This window comes from Microbacterium sp. YJN-G, assembly GCF_015040615.1.
In the GTDB taxonomy this organism is placed as follows: Bacteria; Actinomycetota; Actinomycetes; order Actinomycetales; family Microbacteriaceae; genus Microbacterium.
Window position 1 is genome coordinate 191,963 of record NZ_CP060402.1, and the last position, 18,481, is coordinate 210,443.

General features: G+C 70.3%; 17 protein-coding genes. 11 read left to right on the forward strand and 6 right to left on the reverse strand.

The genetic code is table 11. The annotated features are described in order from the left end of the window. Positions 1 to 30 precede the first annotated feature (30 nt). Entirely contained in the window at positions 31 to 1,338 is a 1,308-nt protein-coding gene (locus tag H7694_RS00885; protein ID WP_193597723.1) for an MFS transporter, read from the forward strand. Positions 1,339 to 1,488: 150 nt separating this feature from the next. On the opposite strand, the gene H7694_RS00890 is transcribed toward H7694_RS00885, so the two are convergent. Further along, on the reverse strand, positions 1,489 to 1,677 hold the full coding sequence (locus H7694_RS00890) for a DUF3073 domain-containing protein (protein ID WP_193597724.1): 189 nt from the start codon (positions 1,675 to 1,677) through the stop codon (positions 1,489 to 1,491). A gap of 152 nt (positions 1,678 to 1,829) precedes the next feature. On the opposite strand from H7694_RS00890, the gene H7694_RS00895 reads away from it, so the two are divergent. Further along, positions 1,830 to 2,372, forward strand: a complete 543-nt coding sequence (locus H7694_RS00895) for a universal stress protein (RefSeq protein ID WP_193597725.1) — start codon at positions 1,830 to 1,832, stop codon at positions 2,370 to 2,372. 25 nt (positions 2,373 to 2,397) lie between these two features. Here H7694_RS00895 and H7694_RS00900 read toward each other — a convergent pair whose 3' ends face one another. Together H7694_RS00900 and H7694_RS00905 are read right to left on the reverse strand one after the other, a co-directional pair. Next, positions 2,398 to 3,027, reverse strand: coding sequence for a PadR family transcriptional regulator (locus tag H7694_RS00900; protein WP_193597726.1), 630 nt, complete (start codon positions 3,025 to 3,027; stop codon positions 2,398 to 2,400). Beyond that, positions 3,024 to 3,869: a DUF4097 family beta strand repeat-containing protein gene (locus H7694_RS00905; RefSeq protein WP_193597727.1), complete on the reverse strand. Its 846-nt coding sequence runs from the start codon at positions 3,867 to 3,869 to the stop codon at positions 3,024 to 3,026. The genes H7694_RS00900 and H7694_RS00905 overlap by 4 nt, the downstream gene beginning before the upstream one ends. A gap of 176 nt (positions 3,870 to 4,045) precedes the next feature. Between H7694_RS00905 and H7694_RS00910 the strand changes: the two genes are divergently transcribed. Then, on the forward strand, positions 4,046 to 4,810 hold the full coding sequence (locus tag H7694_RS00910; protein WP_193599010.1) for a MerR family transcriptional regulator: 765 nt from the start codon (positions 4,046 to 4,048) through the stop codon (positions 4,808 to 4,810). Between the two features lie 98 nt (positions 4,811 to 4,908). Beyond that, the gene (locus H7694_RS00915) at positions 4,909 to 6,291 is read left to right on the forward strand and encodes a flavin monoamine oxidase family protein (protein ID WP_193597728.1); all 1,383 of its coding nucleotides are present in this window, start codon (positions 4,909 to 4,911) and stop codon (positions 6,289 to 6,291) included. Here the strand turns inward: H7694_RS00915 and H7694_RS00920 are convergent. Next, complete coding sequence (locus H7694_RS00920) at positions 6,215 to 6,931, reverse strand: Pr6Pr family membrane protein (protein WP_227468216.1); 717 nt, start codon at positions 6,929 to 6,931, stop codon at positions 6,215 to 6,217. The two genes, H7694_RS00915 and H7694_RS00920, sit on opposite strands and share 77 nt — an antisense overlap. A gap of 112 nt (positions 6,932 to 7,043) precedes the next feature. Here H7694_RS00920 and H7694_RS00925 point away from each other — a divergent pair, with 112 nt between their 5' ends. From H7694_RS00925 to H7694_RS00940, 4 genes are all read left to right on the forward strand, one after another. Next, on the forward strand, positions 7,044 to 7,436 hold the full coding sequence (locus H7694_RS00925) for a FluC/FEX family fluoride channel (RefSeq protein ID WP_227468217.1): 393 nt from the start codon (positions 7,044 to 7,046) through the stop codon (positions 7,434 to 7,436). Beyond that, positions 7,433 to 7,792: a fluoride efflux transporter FluC gene (locus tag H7694_RS00930; RefSeq protein WP_193597730.1), complete on the forward strand. Its 360-nt coding sequence runs from the start codon at positions 7,433 to 7,435 to the stop codon at positions 7,790 to 7,792. Before H7694_RS00925 ends, H7694_RS00930 begins: the two co-directional genes overlap by 4 nt. Positions 7,793 to 7,882: 90 nt before the next feature. Beyond that, positions 7,883 to 8,461: a TetR/AcrR family transcriptional regulator gene (locus tag H7694_RS00935; RefSeq protein WP_193597731.1), complete on the forward strand. Its 579-nt coding sequence runs from the start codon at positions 7,883 to 7,885 to the stop codon at positions 8,459 to 8,461. A gap of 10 nt (positions 8,462 to 8,471) precedes the next feature. Next, entirely contained in the window at positions 8,472 to 11,972 is a 3,501-nt protein-coding gene (locus H7694_RS00940) for an efflux RND transporter permease subunit (protein WP_227468218.1), read from the forward strand. Positions 11,973 to 11,986: 14 nt separating this feature from the next. Here H7694_RS00940 and H7694_RS00945 read toward each other — a convergent pair whose 3' ends face one another. Beyond that, positions 11,987 to 12,904, reverse strand: coding sequence for an aldose 1-epimerase family protein (locus H7694_RS00945; protein WP_193597732.1), 918 nt, complete (start codon positions 12,902 to 12,904; stop codon positions 11,987 to 11,989). Positions 12,905 to 13,171: 267 nt separating this feature from the next. Here H7694_RS00945 and H7694_RS00950 point away from each other — a divergent pair, with 267 nt between their 5' ends. Beyond that, positions 13,172 to 15,457 (forward strand): DEAD/DEAH box helicase, encoded by a 2,286-nt coding sequence (locus H7694_RS00950; RefSeq protein ID WP_193597733.1) that lies wholly within the window; start codon positions 13,172 to 13,174, stop codon positions 15,455 to 15,457. Between the two features lie 123 nt (positions 15,458 to 15,580). Then, positions 15,581 to 15,766 (forward strand): hypothetical protein, encoded by a 186-nt coding sequence (locus H7694_RS00955; protein WP_193597734.1) that lies wholly within the window; start codon positions 15,581 to 15,583, stop codon positions 15,764 to 15,766. Positions 15,767 to 15,789: 23 nt separating this feature from the next. On the opposite strand, the gene H7694_RS00960 is transcribed toward H7694_RS00955, so the two are convergent. Beyond that, complete coding sequence (locus tag H7694_RS00960) at positions 15,790 to 17,331, reverse strand: Rv2578c family radical SAM protein (protein ID WP_193597735.1); 1,542 nt, start codon at positions 17,329 to 17,331, stop codon at positions 15,790 to 15,792. A 101-nt stretch (positions 17,332 to 17,432) separates the two neighbouring features. Between H7694_RS00960 and H7694_RS00965 the strand changes: the two genes are divergently transcribed. Continuing rightward, positions 17,433 to 18,353 carry a M15 family metallopeptidase gene (locus H7694_RS00965; RefSeq protein WP_193597736.1) on the forward strand — a complete coding sequence of 307 codons (921 nt, stop codon included), beginning with the start codon at positions 17,433 to 17,435 and terminating at the stop codon, positions 18,351 to 18,353. The last annotated feature ends 128 nt before the right edge of the window (positions 18,354 to 18,481 follow it).

Genomic DNA, 18,481 nt, shown 5'->3' on the forward strand with positions numbered 1-18,481 from the left:
GTCCCTGCGCCCGTCGAAGGGCCGCCCGAGATGACCACCGCACCGCTCTGGCGCGGCCGCGCGCTCGCCGTGATCGGCATCCTGCTGTGCGCCTTCTCGCTGCGCACAGCGGTGGCCTCGCTGTCGCCGGTCACCGAGCTGATCGCCGCCGACTTCCCGCTGACGTCCGCGGTGCTGGGCTTCATCGGCACCCTGCCGCCGGCGTGCTTCGTGGTCTTCGGGCTGCTCACGCCCGTGCTCGAGCACCGGATGGGGCTGGAGCGCACGACCCTCGTCGCGCTCGTGGCGATCACGGCCGGTCTGGGGCTGCGCGGCTTCGTCGGCGAGTCGACGGGGCTGGTGCTCGCGACGGCCCTCGTCTTCGCGGGCGTCGGCATGGGCAACATCCTCATGCCGCCGCTGGTGAAGAAGCACTTCCCCGACCGCATCGGCCTGATGATGACGCTGTACACGACGGCGATGGCGCTCGCGACGTTCGTGCCGCCGCTGGTCGCGGTGCCACTGGCGGATGCCGCAGGCTGGCGGTTCTCGCTGACACTCTGGGCCGCATTCGCCGTCGCCGGCATCATCCCCTGGATCGTGATGCTCTCACGCCGCACCCCGGCCCCTGAGCCTGTTCAAGACGCCTGGGATGCCGAAGGGCCATCGGCCGAGCAAGCCGCGGCATCCGACCCCGCCGACTTCACCGCGACCGGACCCATCGGAACCCCGACCGCCAACCGCAGCCTGTTCGTGCGGCTGGCACGCATCCCGCTCGTGTGGGCGCTGTCGCTCACCTTCGGAACCTCGGCGACCATGGCGTACGTCGCATTCGCCTGGCTCCCCGCGATCATGGTCGACGTGGCCGGCGTCGACGCCGCCACCGCCGGGCTGATGCTGTCGGTGTTCGCATTCGTCGGCCTGCCGTCGTCGCTGCTGATCCCCGTGCTCGTCGTGCGCTTCCAGGCGACCAGGCCGCTGTTCCTCGTCGGCGCGCTCGGCGGCGCCGCCGGCATCGCCGGCCTGCTGACACTGCCCGTCTCGGGCCTGGTGTGGGTGTGGGTGGTGCTGTTCGGCTTGGTGGGCGTGCTCTTCCCGCTGTCGCTCGTGCTGATCAGCATCCGCTCCCGCACGCACGAGAGCGCGGTGCTGCTGTCGAGCTTCGTGCAGAGCGCCGGCTACGTGATGGCCGCGATCTTCCCGGTGCTCTTCGGCGTGCTGCACGACGCGACCGGCGGCTGGACGGTGCCGCTGATCGTGCTCGCGGCCCTGCTCATCGCGGCCATCCCCACCGGCATGATGGCCGGCCGCCGGCGCACGGTCGAAGACGAGTGGGAGCGCCGCCACGGCGCGTGGTGAACACGTCGCGACAACGACGAAACCCTGGTCGACTCAGCGGATGCTGGTCGCCAGGGTGTCGGCCCTTCGAGAGCCTCAGGGCCCTTCGAGAGCCTCAGGGCCCTTCGACAGGCTCAGGCCCTTCGAGAGCCTCAGGGGCCTTCGAGGAGGTCAGGCTCGTTCGAGCTCGTCCTCGTCTTCGTCTTCGTACTGGTCGGCCCACTTGTCGACGTACTCGTCGCCGTCGGAGCTCGGGTGTCCGAGCTCGCGCTCCAGCGCAGAGTAGTTCACCTCAGGACTGTACGCCTTGAGTTCGCGAGCGATCTTGGTGTGCTTCGCCTTCTGACGGCCACGGCCCATGCGCGAGACCCCCTTTTACGAGTTCAGCAGCGGGCTGTGCGACGCCCGATGATATTCACGGCACCGGCTCGAGGCCGGTAAGAGTAGCATTCAGGATAGCACGCACGCCAGAGCCTGAGGCCGTCCTGCGGCCGGTGAGGGGAACGATCATCATGACAGATTCCACGCCCACGGCATCCGACGAGAGCGCTCAGAACGCCGCACTGCAGAAGGCGGTGATCGTCGGCATCCAGCCCGGTCAGCCCGCCCACGTGCTCGGTGAGGCGCTGCGCTACGCGAAGCTGCTCGGCTCACCCCTGGTGGTGGCGCATGTCGACGTCACCCGCTTCGTCACCTACGAGGATCCCGACGGCTACGTACACTCCGCGCCCATCGATCTGAACCTCGACGCCGGCGCCGCCGAGTTCGAGGACGTGCAGAAAGAGGCCGCGGCCGCCCTGCAGAACGAGAACATCGTCTGGACGGCGCGGCAGCTCGTCGGCGATCCCGCGCTGGCCATCAAGCAGCTCGCGAACAAGCTCGATGCCGAGCTGATCGTCATCGGCACCCGCAAGCGCGGACTCGGCGAGTCGATCCGAGAGTTCTTCACCGGTTCGGTCGCCGCACGCCTGGCGCACCGTCAGCACCGCCCGGTGCTCGTCATCCCGCAGGAGGACCCGGTTCCCGACGAGCAGAAGGACATCTGGACCGAGTAGCGACGCGCACGGCGCCCCCCGCAGATCACTGCGGAGGGGCCGCCAGTGCGCGTGTGACCGCGCGGCCCGCCTCGTCGAGCGCGTTCTCGAGATCGGCGACGACGGATGCAGGCAGCGTGCCACCGCGTGCGACGTGGGTGCGCAGATCCGTGCGCACCTGCGCACGGAAGGCGTTGAGCGCGGCATCCGCCCGCTGCAGCTGCTCGCGGCCGGCGACGCGCTCATCGCTCATCCCCTCGGCGCGCGAGCGCGCCTTGGCGGCCTTCTTCTCCTCCTGAGCGGCGGTGGCGAGGTCGGCGCGCAGGCTTCGCATGGCCTCCTTCACGCTCTGGCGCACCTCGGAGGCGATCAGGCGCACCGAGTCGGCGAGACCCTCCTCGATGCCGACGAGGTCGTCCTGACGGGCGGTGAGCTCGGCGCGTCCGGCATCCGTGATGGCGTAGATCGTGGTGCGGCCGTCGACGGTCTTGGTGACCAGGCCCTCCTCCTCGAGCTTCGCCAGGCGCGGATAGATGGTGCCGGCGCTGGGCGTGTAGGTGCCGCCGGTACGGTCGGTGAGCGCCTGGATGATCCCGTAGCCGTGCTGCGGTGCCTCGTTCAGCAGCGCGAGCAGGTACAGGCGCAGGTCGCCGTGCGAGAAGACGGCCGGACTCATGCCTCCTCCTCCCACTCCGCGTCGTCGGCGACCGACACCTGCGGGCGGCGCAGCACGGTGATGCCGCCGGAGACGGTGTTGGCGCGCACGTCGACGAAGCTGCCGGCGAGCTCGCCCATCTGCCCGGTCCAGCTGCTGGGTCCGCCGCTGGAGCGCTCGATGCCGTCGATGAGCAGCTTGCCGCTCATGCTGCGCAGCACGTAGTTGGCGGGCAGGGTCTCGTCGAGCCGCACGGTCACGGCACCCGAGACGGTGTTGAGGTTGGTCGTGTTCATGTCGCCGATGGCGTCGACGAGGATCGAGCCAGAGACGGTGTCGACGGTCGCCTTGCGCAGCGTGCCGGTCACGGCCACGTCGCCCGAGACGCTGTTGGCGTTCACCGAGCCGACCAGGCCGCGGATCTGTACGTCCCCCGAGACGGAGTTGGCGGTGAGGTCGCCGGTCACGCCGTCGGCGATGATGTCGCCCGAGACGGTATTGAGCCGCAGATCGTTGCGGATGCCGGAGACGAGCGCGCCCGCGCTCACGACGCCGAGCGTCAGGGCGATGCCGCGCGGCACGGCGATGCTGATCTCGGCCTTGGGGCCGCCCGCACCGAAATTGCGGAACACCTCGAGGAAGTTGTCCCAGCCGATCTGCGGGTGGTCGATCTCGACCTCCGTGCCGTCGGACTCGATGCGCAGGTCCTTGGTGGTGACCCCGTGCACCTCGATGCGGATGCCGGGTTCGTCGTGTGCGATCACATCGACCTGTCCACCCACGAGCCCGACCTTGAGCCGGGACGCGGATGCGATGTCGATGACGCGTTCCTCGCCCGGGGCGATGAGCCACTTCTCGGTCATGTCGTTCTCTTCCTGATCGGAGCGATATCGAGATATATCGCGTGTTGCGAGCGTAACACGATATATCTCGAGTTTGTCCTGCGTTCGGGAAGATCTCAGGATTCGCGCTTGACCTTGACGCGACGTCAACTTCTAGCGTGGAACTCATCGACGAACGCGAGACGGAGGAGGACGTCATGGACTGGTCGATCCAGGAGATCGCCCGGCTCGCCGGCACCACCAGCCGGACGCTGCGCCACTACGACGACATCGGCCTGCTGGCGCCCTCTCGCGTCGCAGCCAACGGCTACCGGCACTACGACCAGGCGGCGCTCGTGCGCCTGCAGCGCATCCTGCTGCTGCGTGAGCTCGGCCTCGGCCTGCCGCAGATCACCCAGGTGATCGACCGTGAGCACAGCGAGGCCTCGGCTCTCGAGACGCACCTGGCCTGGCTGCGCCAGCAGCAGCAGCGCCTCACACGGCAGATCGCGTCCGTCGAATCCACCATCACCGCATTGAGAGAAGGAGAGGGTCTGATGGCAGAGAACATGTTCGACGGGTTCGACCACACGCAGTACAAGGACGAGGTCGAGCAGCGCTGGGGTGAGCAGGCGTACGCCGACGGCGACGCCTGGTGGCGCGGCCTGAGCGCCGACGAGCGCAGCGCCTGGCAGCAGCGTGTGGCCGACTTGAACCACGACTGGGCCGCCGCCACCGAGAGCGGCGTCGACCCGGCATCCGAGGCGGCGCAGGCGCTCGCCGCGCGTCACGTCGAGTGGCTGCGCGGCATCCCGGGCACCCCGGCCGCGTCCGGTGACATCAAGGGGTACGTCCTCGGGCTCGGCGAGATGTACGCCGCCGACCCACGCTTCGCCGCGAACTACGCCACGAGCCAGGGTGGAGCCGCCGGCGCGGAGTTCGTCCGCGACGCGCTGCGGATCTACGCCGAGGCCAACCTGTAGGCGCGACCCTTCGAGAGCCTCAGGCACCCGGGCTGGGTTGCTGAGGCTCTCGAAGCATCCCGGCCGAGCCGCACACCGCCGGGTAGTCTGGCTGGACGATGAGCATCACTCGCCGCACTCTGCTCCTCGGCGCCGGCACCGGTGCCGTCGCGGTGCTTCTCGCCGCCTGCACGCCCGAGCCGCCGGCGCCCGTCCCCACGCGCACGACGCCCCGGCCCCGGCCCAGCGCGCCGTCGCAGATCCCGGCCCCGCCGGGCTGGGCGCGCAGCACCTGGTCGGCCGATCCGTATTCGTTCGGCGCGACCAGCTACCTGCCGGCCGGATCCGACCCGACGCACCGTGAAGCGCTGGCCGAGTCGGTGCTCGACCGGCTGTTCTTCGCAGGCGAGGCGGTCGACACCGCCCACCCCGGCACAGTGCTCGGCGCCGTCGACTCCGGACTCAGCGCCGCCTTCGCGGTGAGCACAGTCGCCGCCCCCGACGACCGGGTGGCGGTGATCGGCGCCGGTGCGGCCGGCGTCGTCGCCGCACGGATGCTCGCGGATGCCGGGCACGAGGTCACCATCTTCGAGGCGCGCGAGCACTCGGGCGGACGCATCCTCAGCCAGACCGGCGACGAGTGGCCGATCCCTGCCCAGCTGGGCGCTTGGCTCATCGACGAGGAGCAGGTCGCCGCACTGAACGACCGTCTGGCCTCACTGGGCGAGAGCACGCTCGTCTTCGACACGGCCACCGGATGGACCGAAGACGGCGCGACAGACACGGTCTCGGGCGAGCCGATCGCGCAGGCCGTCGAGAAAGCGCAGACCCTGCCCGCCGACGTCCCTCTCGCCGAGGCGCTCGAGCACAACGGCGCCGACCTCGAGGATCCCGCGCTCGCCGCGGCGCTGGCCTGGCTCTCGGCCACCACGGGCGCCGACCCGGCCCGGGCATCCAGCTGGTACCCGCCCGCGTTCGCACCCGACCGGCTCACTGGCCTGACCGACGACCTCAGCGCCTTCTTCGACGATCACCTCGCCGGGCTCGAGGTCACCCTCGCCTCACCCGTCGTGCGCATCGCCTACGACGACGCCGGGGTCAGCCTGCGGATGGGAACGGGCGAGGCGCTGTCATTCCACCGCGTCGTCGTCACCGTCCCGCTGGGCGTGCTGCAGCAGCAGGGCATCGAGTTCGCACCGCAGCTGCCGTTCTCGCACCGCGGTGCGATCGCCGCGCTGGCGCCGGGCTTCATCGAGACGGTATGGATGCGGTTCGACGAGCCGTTCTGGGACGCCGAGGCACCCATCTGGCACGTGATCGGCGGCGACGGGCTCATCCGCACCTGGATCAACCTCATGCCCTCGACCGGCGAACCGGTGCTCGTCGGCATCGTCGGCGGAGCCGAGGCCGAGCAGTTCGCCGCGCTCAGCGATCGCGAGGCGCGCGCCGCAGCACGTCAGTCACTCGTCTTCTTCGCACCTCGTGACGAGGACGAGAGCTGAGCTCACCCCACGGGAACACGGTCACCCGGTGGTGGCTCAGCAGCACGAGCACCGAGGCGACCGCAGCGAAGATCGACAGGGCCATCGCGCACGACAGTGCCATCTCGAGCGGCCCGGACACCTGCCTGGGGTCGAGGAAGTAGTACGGGTACCAGCCGATGATGCCGCCCCGCCAGATCGTGAACACGCCCCAGATCACCGGATAGAGCAGCACGAACGGCACCATCCGCCAAGATGCCTCGCGTCGGCCGGGGCCGATCAGCCACGAGATCACGGCGAGGGCGGGCAGCACGTAGTGCAGCACGACATCCGACCAGGGCACGGTGATGGGGATGCCGCGCAGCCCCGCCTGCCAGACGATGATCGAGAACGCCAGCCCGGCGGTGACCGTCCAGCTGATCACGAGCGCGCGGGCGGTCGTCAGCCAGACCGGATCCTCGGCGCGCAGGAAGGCCGTGATCCCCGCCACGATCGCCAGCAGCGCGAACGCGATGTTCGACTGGATGGTCAGGTACGCGAAGAAGTTGTCGCTCGCGAGGGTCTGCGAACCCATGCCCCACAGCATCCGGTGCGCGAGGGACACGATGCAGACGGCCGCGGCGAGCAGCCGCGACCATCCGAAGATCGTTCTCGTCAGCACGCGGGCGTCGTCCTCCTGGCGGGTGCGCTCGTTCGGGTGGAGCGGCAGCCGTGCACCGAGTCTACGTAACCCCTCCGAAGGCGGGCGGGGCGCCGCGACTAGAGTGACGCTGGTGAGCACGAGTACCCCCGCCCGTACCCCGGCGCGCGTCGTGCTGCGCCGGGCGGCGCTCGCGGCCCTGGGCGGGACGCTGGGCACGGCGGCCCGGCTGGGGCTGGGGATGCTGATCCCGGATGCTGCGCTCGGCGTGCTCGCCGCGAACCTCGTCGGCGCGCTGCTGCTCGGCATCCTCACCGCCCGCCTGCCCGCCCCGGACCTGCGGATCCTGCTGGGCACAGGCCTGCTGGGCGGCTTCACCACCTACAGCGCGTTCACGGTCGACGCGGTCGGGCTGTGGGGCGCGTCGCCGGTGATGGCCGCCGGCTACGTCGTGGTGAGCATCGCCGGCGGCCTCGCCGCCGCGGCACTCGGACTGCGCCTCGGCCGGAAGCGGGCCGCGGCATGAGCCCGGTCGTGTTCCTGCTGGCGGCCGCCTGCGGCGGCCTGGGCGCGGCGACCCGCTACCTCGTCGATCTCGGCATCGCCCGGCTGACGGGCACGCGCTTCCCCTGGGGTGTGATGGTCATCAACGTCACCGGGTCGCTCGCCCTGGGGGTCGTGGTCGGGATGCTGCCCGGCGTCGTCTTCGTCGCCGGTGCCGGGTTCCTCGGCGGGTACACGACGTTCAGCACCGCGATGATCGATGCGGTCGCGCTGTGGCGCGACGGCGAGCGGCGTGCATCCGCCGCCTACGCGGCAGGGATGCTGCTGGCCGGCATCGCCGCAGCCGCCCTCGGGCTCGCGCTGTCCTCTGCCCTCTGAGTTCGGCTGCCGGGACCCCGTCACCCGGGCAGGGTTCCCAGCGTGCTCCTAGCGCGATCATGTACAGATGTACAGAAGGGGGAGGTGGGGATGCCGGATGCTGTTCAGCGCCGCAGGCGTGATCCCGAAGCGCGTCGCCGCGCGATCATCTCCGCCGCCGCCGAGCTGATCGTCGAGTCCGGCTCCGAGGCCCTCACGCACCGCAAGGTCGCCGCCCGCGCCGGCGTGCCGCTCGGGGCGACCACGCAGTACTTCGAGACGCTCGACGACCTGCGCACGGCCGCGCTGCGCGCGCTCGCCGACGAGGTCGACGCCCGGCTCGACGGCATCCGCACCGCCCTCGCCGAACGCGGCGCGACGGCCGCCGTGCTCACCGACCTGCTCACCCGGCTCGCCGACGCCCACGCGATCGAAGCCGATCGCGCCGTCGTCACCGCAGCCGTCCACGACCCGCAGCTGCGTGCGCTGGCCCGTGCCTCGTCGGCGCGCTTCGCCGGATTCCTCGCACCGGAGTACGGTCAGGAACGGGCCACCGCGGCTGCGATCTTCATCGACGGCATCCTGTGGCACTCCCACCTCAGCGACGAGCCACTGAGCCGCCGGCTCATCGAGACCGCCCTCGCCGGCATCCTCGGCGACGACACCCACCAACCGCCTGCGAACGACTGAAACGAGAACCGTGTCGAATCTCTCCGTTCTGAGCCTGCGCAACCGCGCGCTGATCGCCCTCATCACGATCGTCGCCGCGGTGTTCGGCGGGCTGGCGCTGAACAACCTCAAGCAGGAGCTCATCCCCTCGCTCGAGCTGCCGGCGCTCGTGGTGATGACCAGCTACCCGGGCGCCTCGCCCGACGTCGTCGAGAACGACGTGTCCACCCCCATCGAGACCGCCATCCAGGGGGTGCCCGGCCTCGAATCCACCAGTGCCACGAGCACCACCAACGCCTCGATCGTGCAGGCGATGTTCACCTACGGCACCGATCTCGCCACCGCCGAGCAGAAGATGCAGCAGGCGATCAACCGCATCTCGGGTCAGCTGCCCGAGGATGTCTCGCCGCAGGTGCTGAGCGTGTCGATCGACGACTTCCCCGTCATCCAGATCGCCGTCACCGGGCTCGGCGACGGTGAGAACGCGCAAGCCGAGCTCGAGAGCGTCGTGATCCCCGAGATCGAGGACGTCGACGGGGTCAACGCCGCCCAGCTGGTCGGCGGCGTCGGCCAGCGGGTCACGATCACCCCGGATGCCGCGAAGCTCGCGGCCGCAGGCGTCCCGGGCACCCAGGCCATCTCGCAGGCGCTGGCGCAGAACGGCATCCTCTTCCCCGGCGGCGACATCACCGAGGGCGACGAGACCCTCACCGTGCAGACCGGCGCCAAGATCACCTCCGGCGACGAGATCGCCGCACTGCCGCTGGTCGGCACCGACGTCACCATCGGCGACGTCGCCACGGTCGCCCAGGAGAGCGACCCGGTCACCTCGATCTCACGGGTCGACGGGAAGGATGCCCTCTCGATCGCGGTGACCAAGCTGCCGGCAGCGAACACCGTCGAGGTCTCGCAGGGCGTGCTCGCGGTGCTCGACGACCTGCGCGAGACGTTCCCGGATGCCGAGTTCACGGTCATCTTCGACCAGGCCCCGTTCATCCAGCAGTCCATCGAGACGCTTGCGACCGAGGGGCTGCTGGGCCTCGCGTTCGCGGTGATCGTCATCCTCGTCTTCCTGCTGTCGATCCGCTCGACTCTGGTGACGGCGATCTCGATCCCGACCAGCGTGCTGGTCACCTTCATCGGGCTGCAGGCGTTCGGCTACTCGTTGAACGTGCTCACGCTGGGGGCGCTGACCATCGCGATCGGACGCGTGGTCGACGACTCGATCGTCGTGATCGAGAACATCAAGCGGCACTACGTGCAGGGTGCCGACAAGATGCGCGCGATCATCCTGGCCGTGCGCGAGGTGGCCGCCGCGATCACGGCATCCACCATCACGACCGTCGCCGTCTTCCTGCCGATCGTCTTCGTCGGCGACATGGTCGGCGAGCTGTTCCGGCCCTTCGCGATGACGGTGACGATCGCCATGACGGCGTCGCTGCTGGTCGCGCTGACCATCGTTCCGGTGCTGGCGTACTGGTTCCTGCGACCGGGCAAGCCGCTGCTCGATGCCGAGGGCCGCACGATCGACCCCGAGCATCCCGACGCCCCGCCGACACCGCTGCAGCGCGCCTACCGGCCGATCCTCGGCTGGACGCTCAAGCACTCGGCGACCACCGTCGTGCTCGCCATCCTCGTGCTCGCCGGGACCCTCGCGGCCGCACCGCTGATGAAGGTGAACTTCCTCAGCGACTCGGGCCAGAACACCATGACCGTCACGCAGGACCTCGGCCCGACGGCCAGCCTGCAGGCCAAGGCGGATGCCGCGGTCGAGGTCGAAGAGGCGCTGTCGCAGCTCGACGGCCTCGAGCACGTGCAGGCCTCGATCGGCTCCAGCGGATCAGCGCTCCGGGACGCCTTCTCGGGCGGCGCCGGAATCACCTACTCGATCCTCACCGAGGAGGGCGTCGACCAGGAGAAACTGCGCGCCGACGTGCAGGACGCGCTCGATGAGATCGAGGATGCCGGCGAGCTGAATGTCGCCTCCAGCGGAGGGTTCGGCAGCACCGACATCGAGATCACGGTGACGGCGCCGGATGCCGAGGCACTGCAGCAGGCCACCACCGACCTCGTCGCCGAGCTCGAGGGCCGCGACGGCATCGGCAAGGTCACCGACAACCTCGCCGCATCGCTGCCCTACATCGGCGTGGTCGTCGACCGGGAGGCCGCCGCCGCGAGGGGGCTGTCGGAGGTGGCCGTGGGCCAGCTCGTCTCGAGCACCATGCGCCCGCAGCAGCTCGGCTCGGTCGAGATCGACGGCACCGCGCTGACCGTGTACCTCGCGGCATCCGAACCGCCGGCGACCGTGGATGCGCTGCGCGAGCTGGTGATCCCGACCGCCGCCGGGCCGATCCGCCTCGCCGACGTCGCGACGGTCGAGCAGCGGCAGGGGCCGACCTCGATCTCCACCGAGCAGGGCCGCCGCACGGCGACGGTCACCGTGCCGCCGGCATCCGACGACCTCGCCGTGGCCACGGCATCCGCGAATGCCGCACTCGACGCGGTCGACCTGCCCGACGGCGCCCGCGCCGAGATCGGCGGCGTCGCGCAGCAGCAGGCAGACTCGTTCTCGCAGCTCGGGCTGGCGATGCTCGCCGCGATCCTCATCGTCTACGTCGTGATGGTCGCGACCTTCAAGTCGCTGCGCCAGCCGCTGCTGCTGCTCGTGTCGGTGCCGTTCGCGGCCACCGGTGCGATCCTGCTGCAGATCGCGACCGGGGTTCCGCTCGGCGTCGCCTCGCTGATCGGCGTGCTCATGCTGATCGGCATCGTGGTCACCAACGCGATCGTGCTCGTCGACCTGGTCAACCAGTACCGCGAGAAGGGGCTCTCCACGCCCGAGGCTGTCATGGCCGGAGGCGAGAAGCGTCTGCGCCCCATCCTCATGACGGCGCTCGCGACGATCTTCGCGCTCACCCCGATGGCGCTCGGCATCACCGGGCACGGCGGGTTCATCTCGCAGCCGCTCGCGATCGTCGTGATCGGCGGTCTTGTGTCGTCGACCGTGCTGACCCTCATCGTGCTGCCCACGCTCTACAACCTCGTCGAGGGGGCGAAGGAGCGGCGGGCCGCCCGTCGCGCTGCGCGCCAGGGCGGTGCGGGGACGGATGGTCCGGATGCCGGTGGCGACGGGCCCGGTGGTGGACCGGATGGCGGCGGTGGTGCTGGTGGGCCGTCGGCCGCGGCCGCGCTCGCCGCGGGACCGGCACTGGTCGGGGTCGGGTCGGTCGGCGCGGAAGCCGCGCGCTCGGGGGCCGATGCCTCGGCGCCCGGCGGTGACTCCGGCTCGCCGACGGCGGTCGTGGATGCCGGTGCGATCGCGCCGCTGCATCCGGCCGCGACGTTGGTCACCGACCCTCACGACGGGCGCGCGGATCCGATGCTCGCCGCGGCGGCAGCCGCTGCAGCGGCAGCATCGGCCGCTGCGGCCGCGGCAACGGCCATCGTGCAGGCCGCCGCAGCATCCGAGCGTCACCCGACGCGGCGCGAGCTGCGTTCGCGCGGCCTCCCTACGGCGAACCAGGTCGACTGATCGCGCCGGTCAGGTCAGGAGAAGCGGATGCCCCACTCGAGCGTCCATGACTCGTCCTGAGCGAGGTGGCGCAGCCCGCGCCCGGAGTTGAACGCCTCGGCGGGTGCCGTCATCGGCTCAATCGCCACCACGAGCGGCCGGCCGGGGTAGCGGTCGGTCGTGAACGCCTGCACGAACGTGAGACCCGCGCCCTGCTGCAAGGTGACGGTGCGTCCGTCGGGGGCGGTCAGGGTCGAGCGGACCATGCCGTCGGCATCACGGTGCAGGTTCGCGAAGCCGGTGTCGAGCTGCAACTCGCCCAGGCGGCGTCCCTCACGCAGGTCGGTGCCGGATGACACCGGCGACTCGCCGATCGGCAGCATCCGCTCATCGGTCTCGAAGTAGGTCTCGGCGGGGATGCGCAGCACGAGATCGCGCGCGTCGACGTCGCCGATCGTGAGGAACGGATGCGTGCCCAGCGCGACCGCCGCCGGCTGCGCCGAGCGGTTGGTCAGGGTGTGGACGACGTCGATGCCGGCATCCGTCAGCGTGTACCGCACGGTCATCTCGACGAGGTAGGGGTAGCCGGTCTGCGGGACGATGGCCGCCGCCAGCGTGACCGCAGCCTCCGTCCGCTCCACGATCTCGTACGCGGTGAACCGCAGCAGACCGTGGCTGGCATTGCGAAACTTCGGTTCGGTGATCGCCAGCGCACGCGTGGTCTCGCCGTCCTGCCAGACGCCATCGCGGATGCGGTTCGGCCAGGGCGCGAGCACAGCACCCGAGCACAGCGGGGTGGGCTCATCCTCCGGATAGGGCGGCACGATCTCGACGCCGCCGACGGTGAGGTGGCGCAGAGAGGCGCCGACCTGCGCGATCTGCGCGGTCACGTCGCCGCGGCGCAGGTGGATCTGGATGCCGGTGGGGGAGCGGGACGTCTCGTCAGAGGGCATGTCGCCATCGTACGGCGGCACCGCCAGGTGCGGAGGGCGGGTTCCCAGGGTGGACCGGTAGACTCGGGCGGTCGGCTTCGAGCACCCGCTTCGCGCGGGGCCTTTCGAGGGTGCAGCCCTCCTTGTGAGCTCAGGGGCCGATGGTTCATCAACCATCACATGAATGGCCCCGGCCGACGGATGCCCGGGTATGTCCGCCGTGCGCTGACTCTGCGCGCACGGGGCGGACGCTGTTCTCGTGTCAGAGACAGTGAGGAAACACCCACCATGCCTAAGAACGGCAAGCCCAAGGGCGGACGTCCGTCCCGCAACTTCGAGCCGCGATACGCGAAGAAGACGTCGTTCCACGACCGTCACGCGGGTTCGCGGTTCGGCCGCGACGAAGAGCGCCGGTCCGACGACCGGCGAGCGGATGCCGGCCAGCGTCGCACCGCCGACCGCCGCCCCGGCAGCATCAGCCCGAAGCACCGCGGCTACCGCGCCGCCGAGACCGGCGGGTCTGCACCCAAGCGCCGCTGGACCGAGCAGGAGCACGCGGGTCGCGACGAGGCCCGCTCGATCCGCAACCGCGCCGAGTCCGGTCGCCGCGAAGCGCCGCACAACCGTGACGACCGCGATGACCGCCGTTTCGGTGAGCGTCGCTTCAGCGACCGCGGCTTCGCCGGGCGGGATCTGGCCGGGCGGGGCGAGCGTCGCTTCGACGACCGCCCGCGCCGCGACGACCGTGCCGGCGGACGCGGCGGGTTCGACCGCACCGAGCGTCCGCGGTTCGAGCGCGACGACCGCCAGCGATTCGATCGTGACGACCGCCAGCGCGGGGACCGTCCGCGTTTCGATCGCGATGACCGTGGCGGACGCGGCGGGTTCGACCGTCGGGATGAGCGTCCGCGCTTCCAGCGCGATGACCGCCAGCGCGGCGACCGTCCCCGCTTCGAGCGCAATGACCGCGGCGGACGCGGTGGCTTCGACCGCGACCGTCAGGGCGGTTTCGACCGTGCCGAGCGCCGCGATGACCGTCCGCGCTTCGATCGGAACGAGCGGAGTGAGCGTCCGCGGTTCGACCGCGATGACCGCCCGTCCCGCGGCTTCGACCGACGCGATGAGCGTCCGGCTCGTGATGACCGTCCACGGTTCGACCGTGATGACCGTCCGCGTCGCGACGACCGTCCTCGGTTCGACCGCGACGACCGCCCCGCGCGCCCCGCGCGCGATGACCGTCCGCGCCGCGAGGATCGTCCCAGCCGCAGCGACTGGAACCGCACTCCCGCAGCCGCAGGCCACCAGGCCGACGACGTGGTGCACGAGCGCCTCGAGGCGCAGGCCGTGCAGGCGACCGAGGTCGCGGATGTCACCTTCGGCGACCTGGGCCTCGGCTCGAACATCGTCGAGATCCTGAAGAACCTGGGTGCGGAGTCGCCGTTCCCGATCCAGGCCGCGACCATCCCGTCGATCCTCGAGGGACGCGACGTGCTGGGCCGTGGTCGCACCGGTTCGGGGAAGACGATCGCCTTCGGCGCTCCGCTGGTCGAGAGCATCCTGCTGTCGCAGAAGGGCAAGCGTCGCGAGATCGGCCGCAAGCCGCGCGCGATCATCCTCGCGCCGACCCGCGAGCTGGCGCTGCAGATCGACCGCACCGTCCAGCCCATCGCCCGCAGCGTCGGCCTGTTCACCACCCAGATCTACGGCGGTGTGCCCCAGGCGCGCCAGGTGGGTGCGCTGAAGAAGGGCGTCGACATCGTGATCGGCACGCCGGGCCGCATCGAAGACCTCATGGAACAGCGCAAGCTCGACCTCTCCGAGGTGCGCATCGCCGTGCTCGACGAGGCCGACCACATGACCGAGCTCGGCTTCGTCGAGCCCGTGCAGCGCATCCTCCGCGCCACCGGCACAGCCCTCGCCGACCGCGAAGCCAGCCAGAAGCTGCTGTTCTCGGCGACGCTCGACCGCGAGGTCGCCTCGCTGGTCGACGAGTTCCTGGTCGACCCGGCGGTCTACGAGGTCGCAGGCGAGGACCAGCAGTCCAGCACGATCGAGCACCGCGTGCTCGTGATCGAGCACCGCGACAAGGCCGAGGTGCTCACCTCGCTCGTCGACCGAGAGGGCCAGACCCTCGTCTTCGCCCGCACCCGCGCCTACGCCGAGATGCTCGCCGAGCAGTTCGAAGACGCCGGCATCGCGGCGGTCTCGCTGCACGGCGACCTGAACCAGGCCAAGCGCATCCGCAACCTGCAGAAGCTCACCTCGGGCAAGGTGCAGGTGCTCGTCGCGACGGATGTCGCCGCCCGCGGCATCCATGTCGATGACATCGATCTGGTCGTGCAGGCCGACGCTCCCGACGAGTACAAGACGTACCTGCACCGTGCCGGCCGCACCGGCCGTGCCGGGCGCTCGGGTCGGGTGGTCACCCTGATCACCCGCCACCGTCGCCGCCGCATGGAGGACCTGCTCGACCGTGCCGAGATCGAGGCGCCGTTCGAGAGCGCCCAGCCCGGCGACGACGTGATCGAGGAGATCACCGGACGGATGCCGTCGGAGGCCGAGCTGACCTCCTGATCGAGGTCGCGCCGCGATTCCGCAAAGGCGCCCCTGCCGAGCCCGCCCGGGCCCGGCAGGGGCGCTTCGCATGAGGGTCCCCCGAGTTGCGGCCGTCGGGCGGGCCCGGCCTAGGCTGATCGCATGGAATGGGAGCAGGCAGCGTCGATCGGCAGCGCCGCATGGGTGTCGATCGCCCTTCTCACGGCCGCGGTGGCCGGAATGCAGGGCCGCGGCAAGCTGTGGTGGTTCTTCATCACGATGATCTTCGGCCCGCTCGCGCTGTTCTTCCTGGCCATCTGGACGGAGCCGCTCAAGAAGCAGGAGTGAGTGCGGCTCGCCGCACCTGGATGTCAGAAGAGCATTGCCGCAGCCTCGGGCTTCGGAGCGGATGCCGCCGGCGGGCGCATGCGTTCGCGCATGATCCCGCGCATGCGGTCGTGGTCCTCCTCGGTCTGCGTCTGCAGTCCGTGCATCCGGATGAGCGGGCGCATGCGCCGCGCCAACCACTGCCGGTACGCCTTCGGTGCCTCGGCCGCGACACCCGGGTACAGGCCGCGGTACGACGACATCAGCTCCGGATGCTCACGGTGCAGCCACTGGAAGAACCACGGCTTCACACCCACGCGCAGATGCAGCGCACCGTACACGGCGTGATCGGCCCCGGCTTCCTTGATGCGGCGCAGCGCCTCATCGATCGCCGTCACCGAGTCGGTGAGGTGAGGCAGCACCGGCATGAGGAAGACGCCGACGCGGAAGCCGGCATCCGTCAGCGCTCGCACGGTGTCGAGCCGCGCCTGCGTGGTCGGCGTACCCGGCTCGATCGCGTGCTGCAGGGCGTCGTCGTACATCGCGATCGACATCTGCACGTCGATCGGCACCTGCTTCGCGGCCTCGACCAGGAGCGGGATGTCCCGGCGGATCAGCGTTCCCTTGGTGAGGATCGACATGGGCGTGCCGGAGTCGGCCAGGGCGCGGATGATCCCCGGCATGAGCCGGTACCGCCCCTCGGCGCGCTGGTACGGGTCGGTGTTCGTGCCGAGTGCCACGGTCTCGCGCTGCCACGAGCCGCGCCGCAGCTCGCGCTGCAGCACCTCGACCACGTTCGTCTTGACGACGATCTGCGAATCGAAGTCCGCACCGCCGTCGAGATCCAGGTACTCGTGCGTGCCGCGAGCGAAGCAGTTGTGGCTGATGACGCCGTTCGCCACGAAGTCTCCGGTGCCGGTGGTGATGTCGACGAGCTCACGGACCCCCGGCAGGGGCTCGATGCTCACGACCCGCAGATCGGCTACCGATTTCACCGCGACACCCTCGATGCCGTCCTCGGCCACGTCGAGCGATCGGGGGAGCATCCCGCTCCCGAATCCCATGAGTCGGTTGTTCAGCGTGAGGTGAGGTCGCTGGCCTTCGTGAGCGTCAGCGACGTGCTTCCAGCCACGATCCGTGAGGAACCGGTGGTCGCCGCTTGCGATCAGCTCCGTGCCGTCGGCGAGTGTGACGCGGAATGCCGCCTTCCGAGTCGACCATTTCGCTTCGATCCGGGTCCGCACGTATCGGCGGTAGGAACCGTGACGCTCGGTGCCGATGATCTCGTCGCCGATCTCGAGATCGCTCAGCGGTCGCTGCCGGCCGTCAGCGCAGAGGACGAGAGTGTTCGGATCCAGGCAATAGACGCAGGCATGACTGCATCCGCGGTAGGGGTTGACGGTCCACCGGAACGGCATGCGCGAGGCGCCGGGCACGGAGTTCAGCGCCGATTTGGCGAGCACCTCGTGGAACGTCATCCCGGCGAATTCCGGCGTCGTGACCGACTGCACGATCCCGGTGCGGTTCTCGAGGCCCGGCAACGCGTCACCGTCCACGTCTTCGATCGTCTGTCCCTGCCACCGCATCCCTTCATTCGAACAAAAGAACGAGCATATGTCAACACTTGGTCGAACGCGTGTTCGCCCGGCGTGGTGCATCGCGGTTCTGCGGGTGTGACAATGGAACGATGAGCGCCACGCATTCCCGGCATGCGTCGCGTGCACCGCTCGCCGTCAGGATCGCCCTGCCGATCGGCGTGCTGTTCACCGCGATCGCCTCGCTGGCGACTCTCGCGGGTGTGATGGCGACACCGCCGTCACAGCTGCCGGCGCCGGTGGCGGCACTCAGCATCCCCGATATCGACGTCGCAGCGACACCGGCGGTCAACCCCTGCGTGGATGCCGCGGTGCGGACAGCCCTCGCCGCAGGCGACGACGCAGCGGTCGTGAAGGCCTTCGGCGGGGGAGAGGCGTTCCGCTCGGCAGTGGCGGTCGGCAATGCTCCGTGCATCTCGCTGGTCGACCCCGCACTCCAGTGGGTGGTCGTCAACAAGCTGAGGCGGCTGGAGCCCGCCGAGTTCACGCCGTCGGCGGTGACGGCATCCGCTCTGCGCGGCACCTCCGGTTCCGTCGAGATGCATCCGGCCGCAGCGGACGCGCTCGGCCGCATGGCGGCCGCAGCGCAGTCCGCGGGCGCCGGGGTGCTCGGGGTGAACAACGCTTACCGCTCGTACGGCCTGCAGGAGCTCACCTACTCGAGATTCGTGCGCTCCGAGGGGCGCGCGAGTGCGGATGCCGGTTCGGCGCGGCCAGGTCACAGCGAACATCAGACCGGGCTCGCGGTCGACGTGGTGGCCTGTGCCAGTCGCTGCGGCTCGATCGGCCAGTTCGGCGGCACCCCGCAGAGTGACTGGGTCGCGCAGCACGCCTGGGAGTTCGGCTTCATCGTGCGCTACGAAGAGGGCGCGACTGCCAAGACCGGCTACATGCCCGAGCCCTGGCACCTGCGCTACATCGGCCCGGAACTCGCGGCGGCCTATCACCACGGCGGCTTCACGACGCTCGAGGACTTCTTCGGGCTTCCGCCCGCCCCGGACTACCCGCACTGAGCCGAGCGGATGCCGTGCCGCTGACAAGCAGCCCTGCAGGCAGCGCCGACTGGATGCCGCGCCGCTGACAGCGGATCCGCCGACGGCGGATGCCCGCGCCGTGCGCCCGGGACGTGCCGAGACTGGGG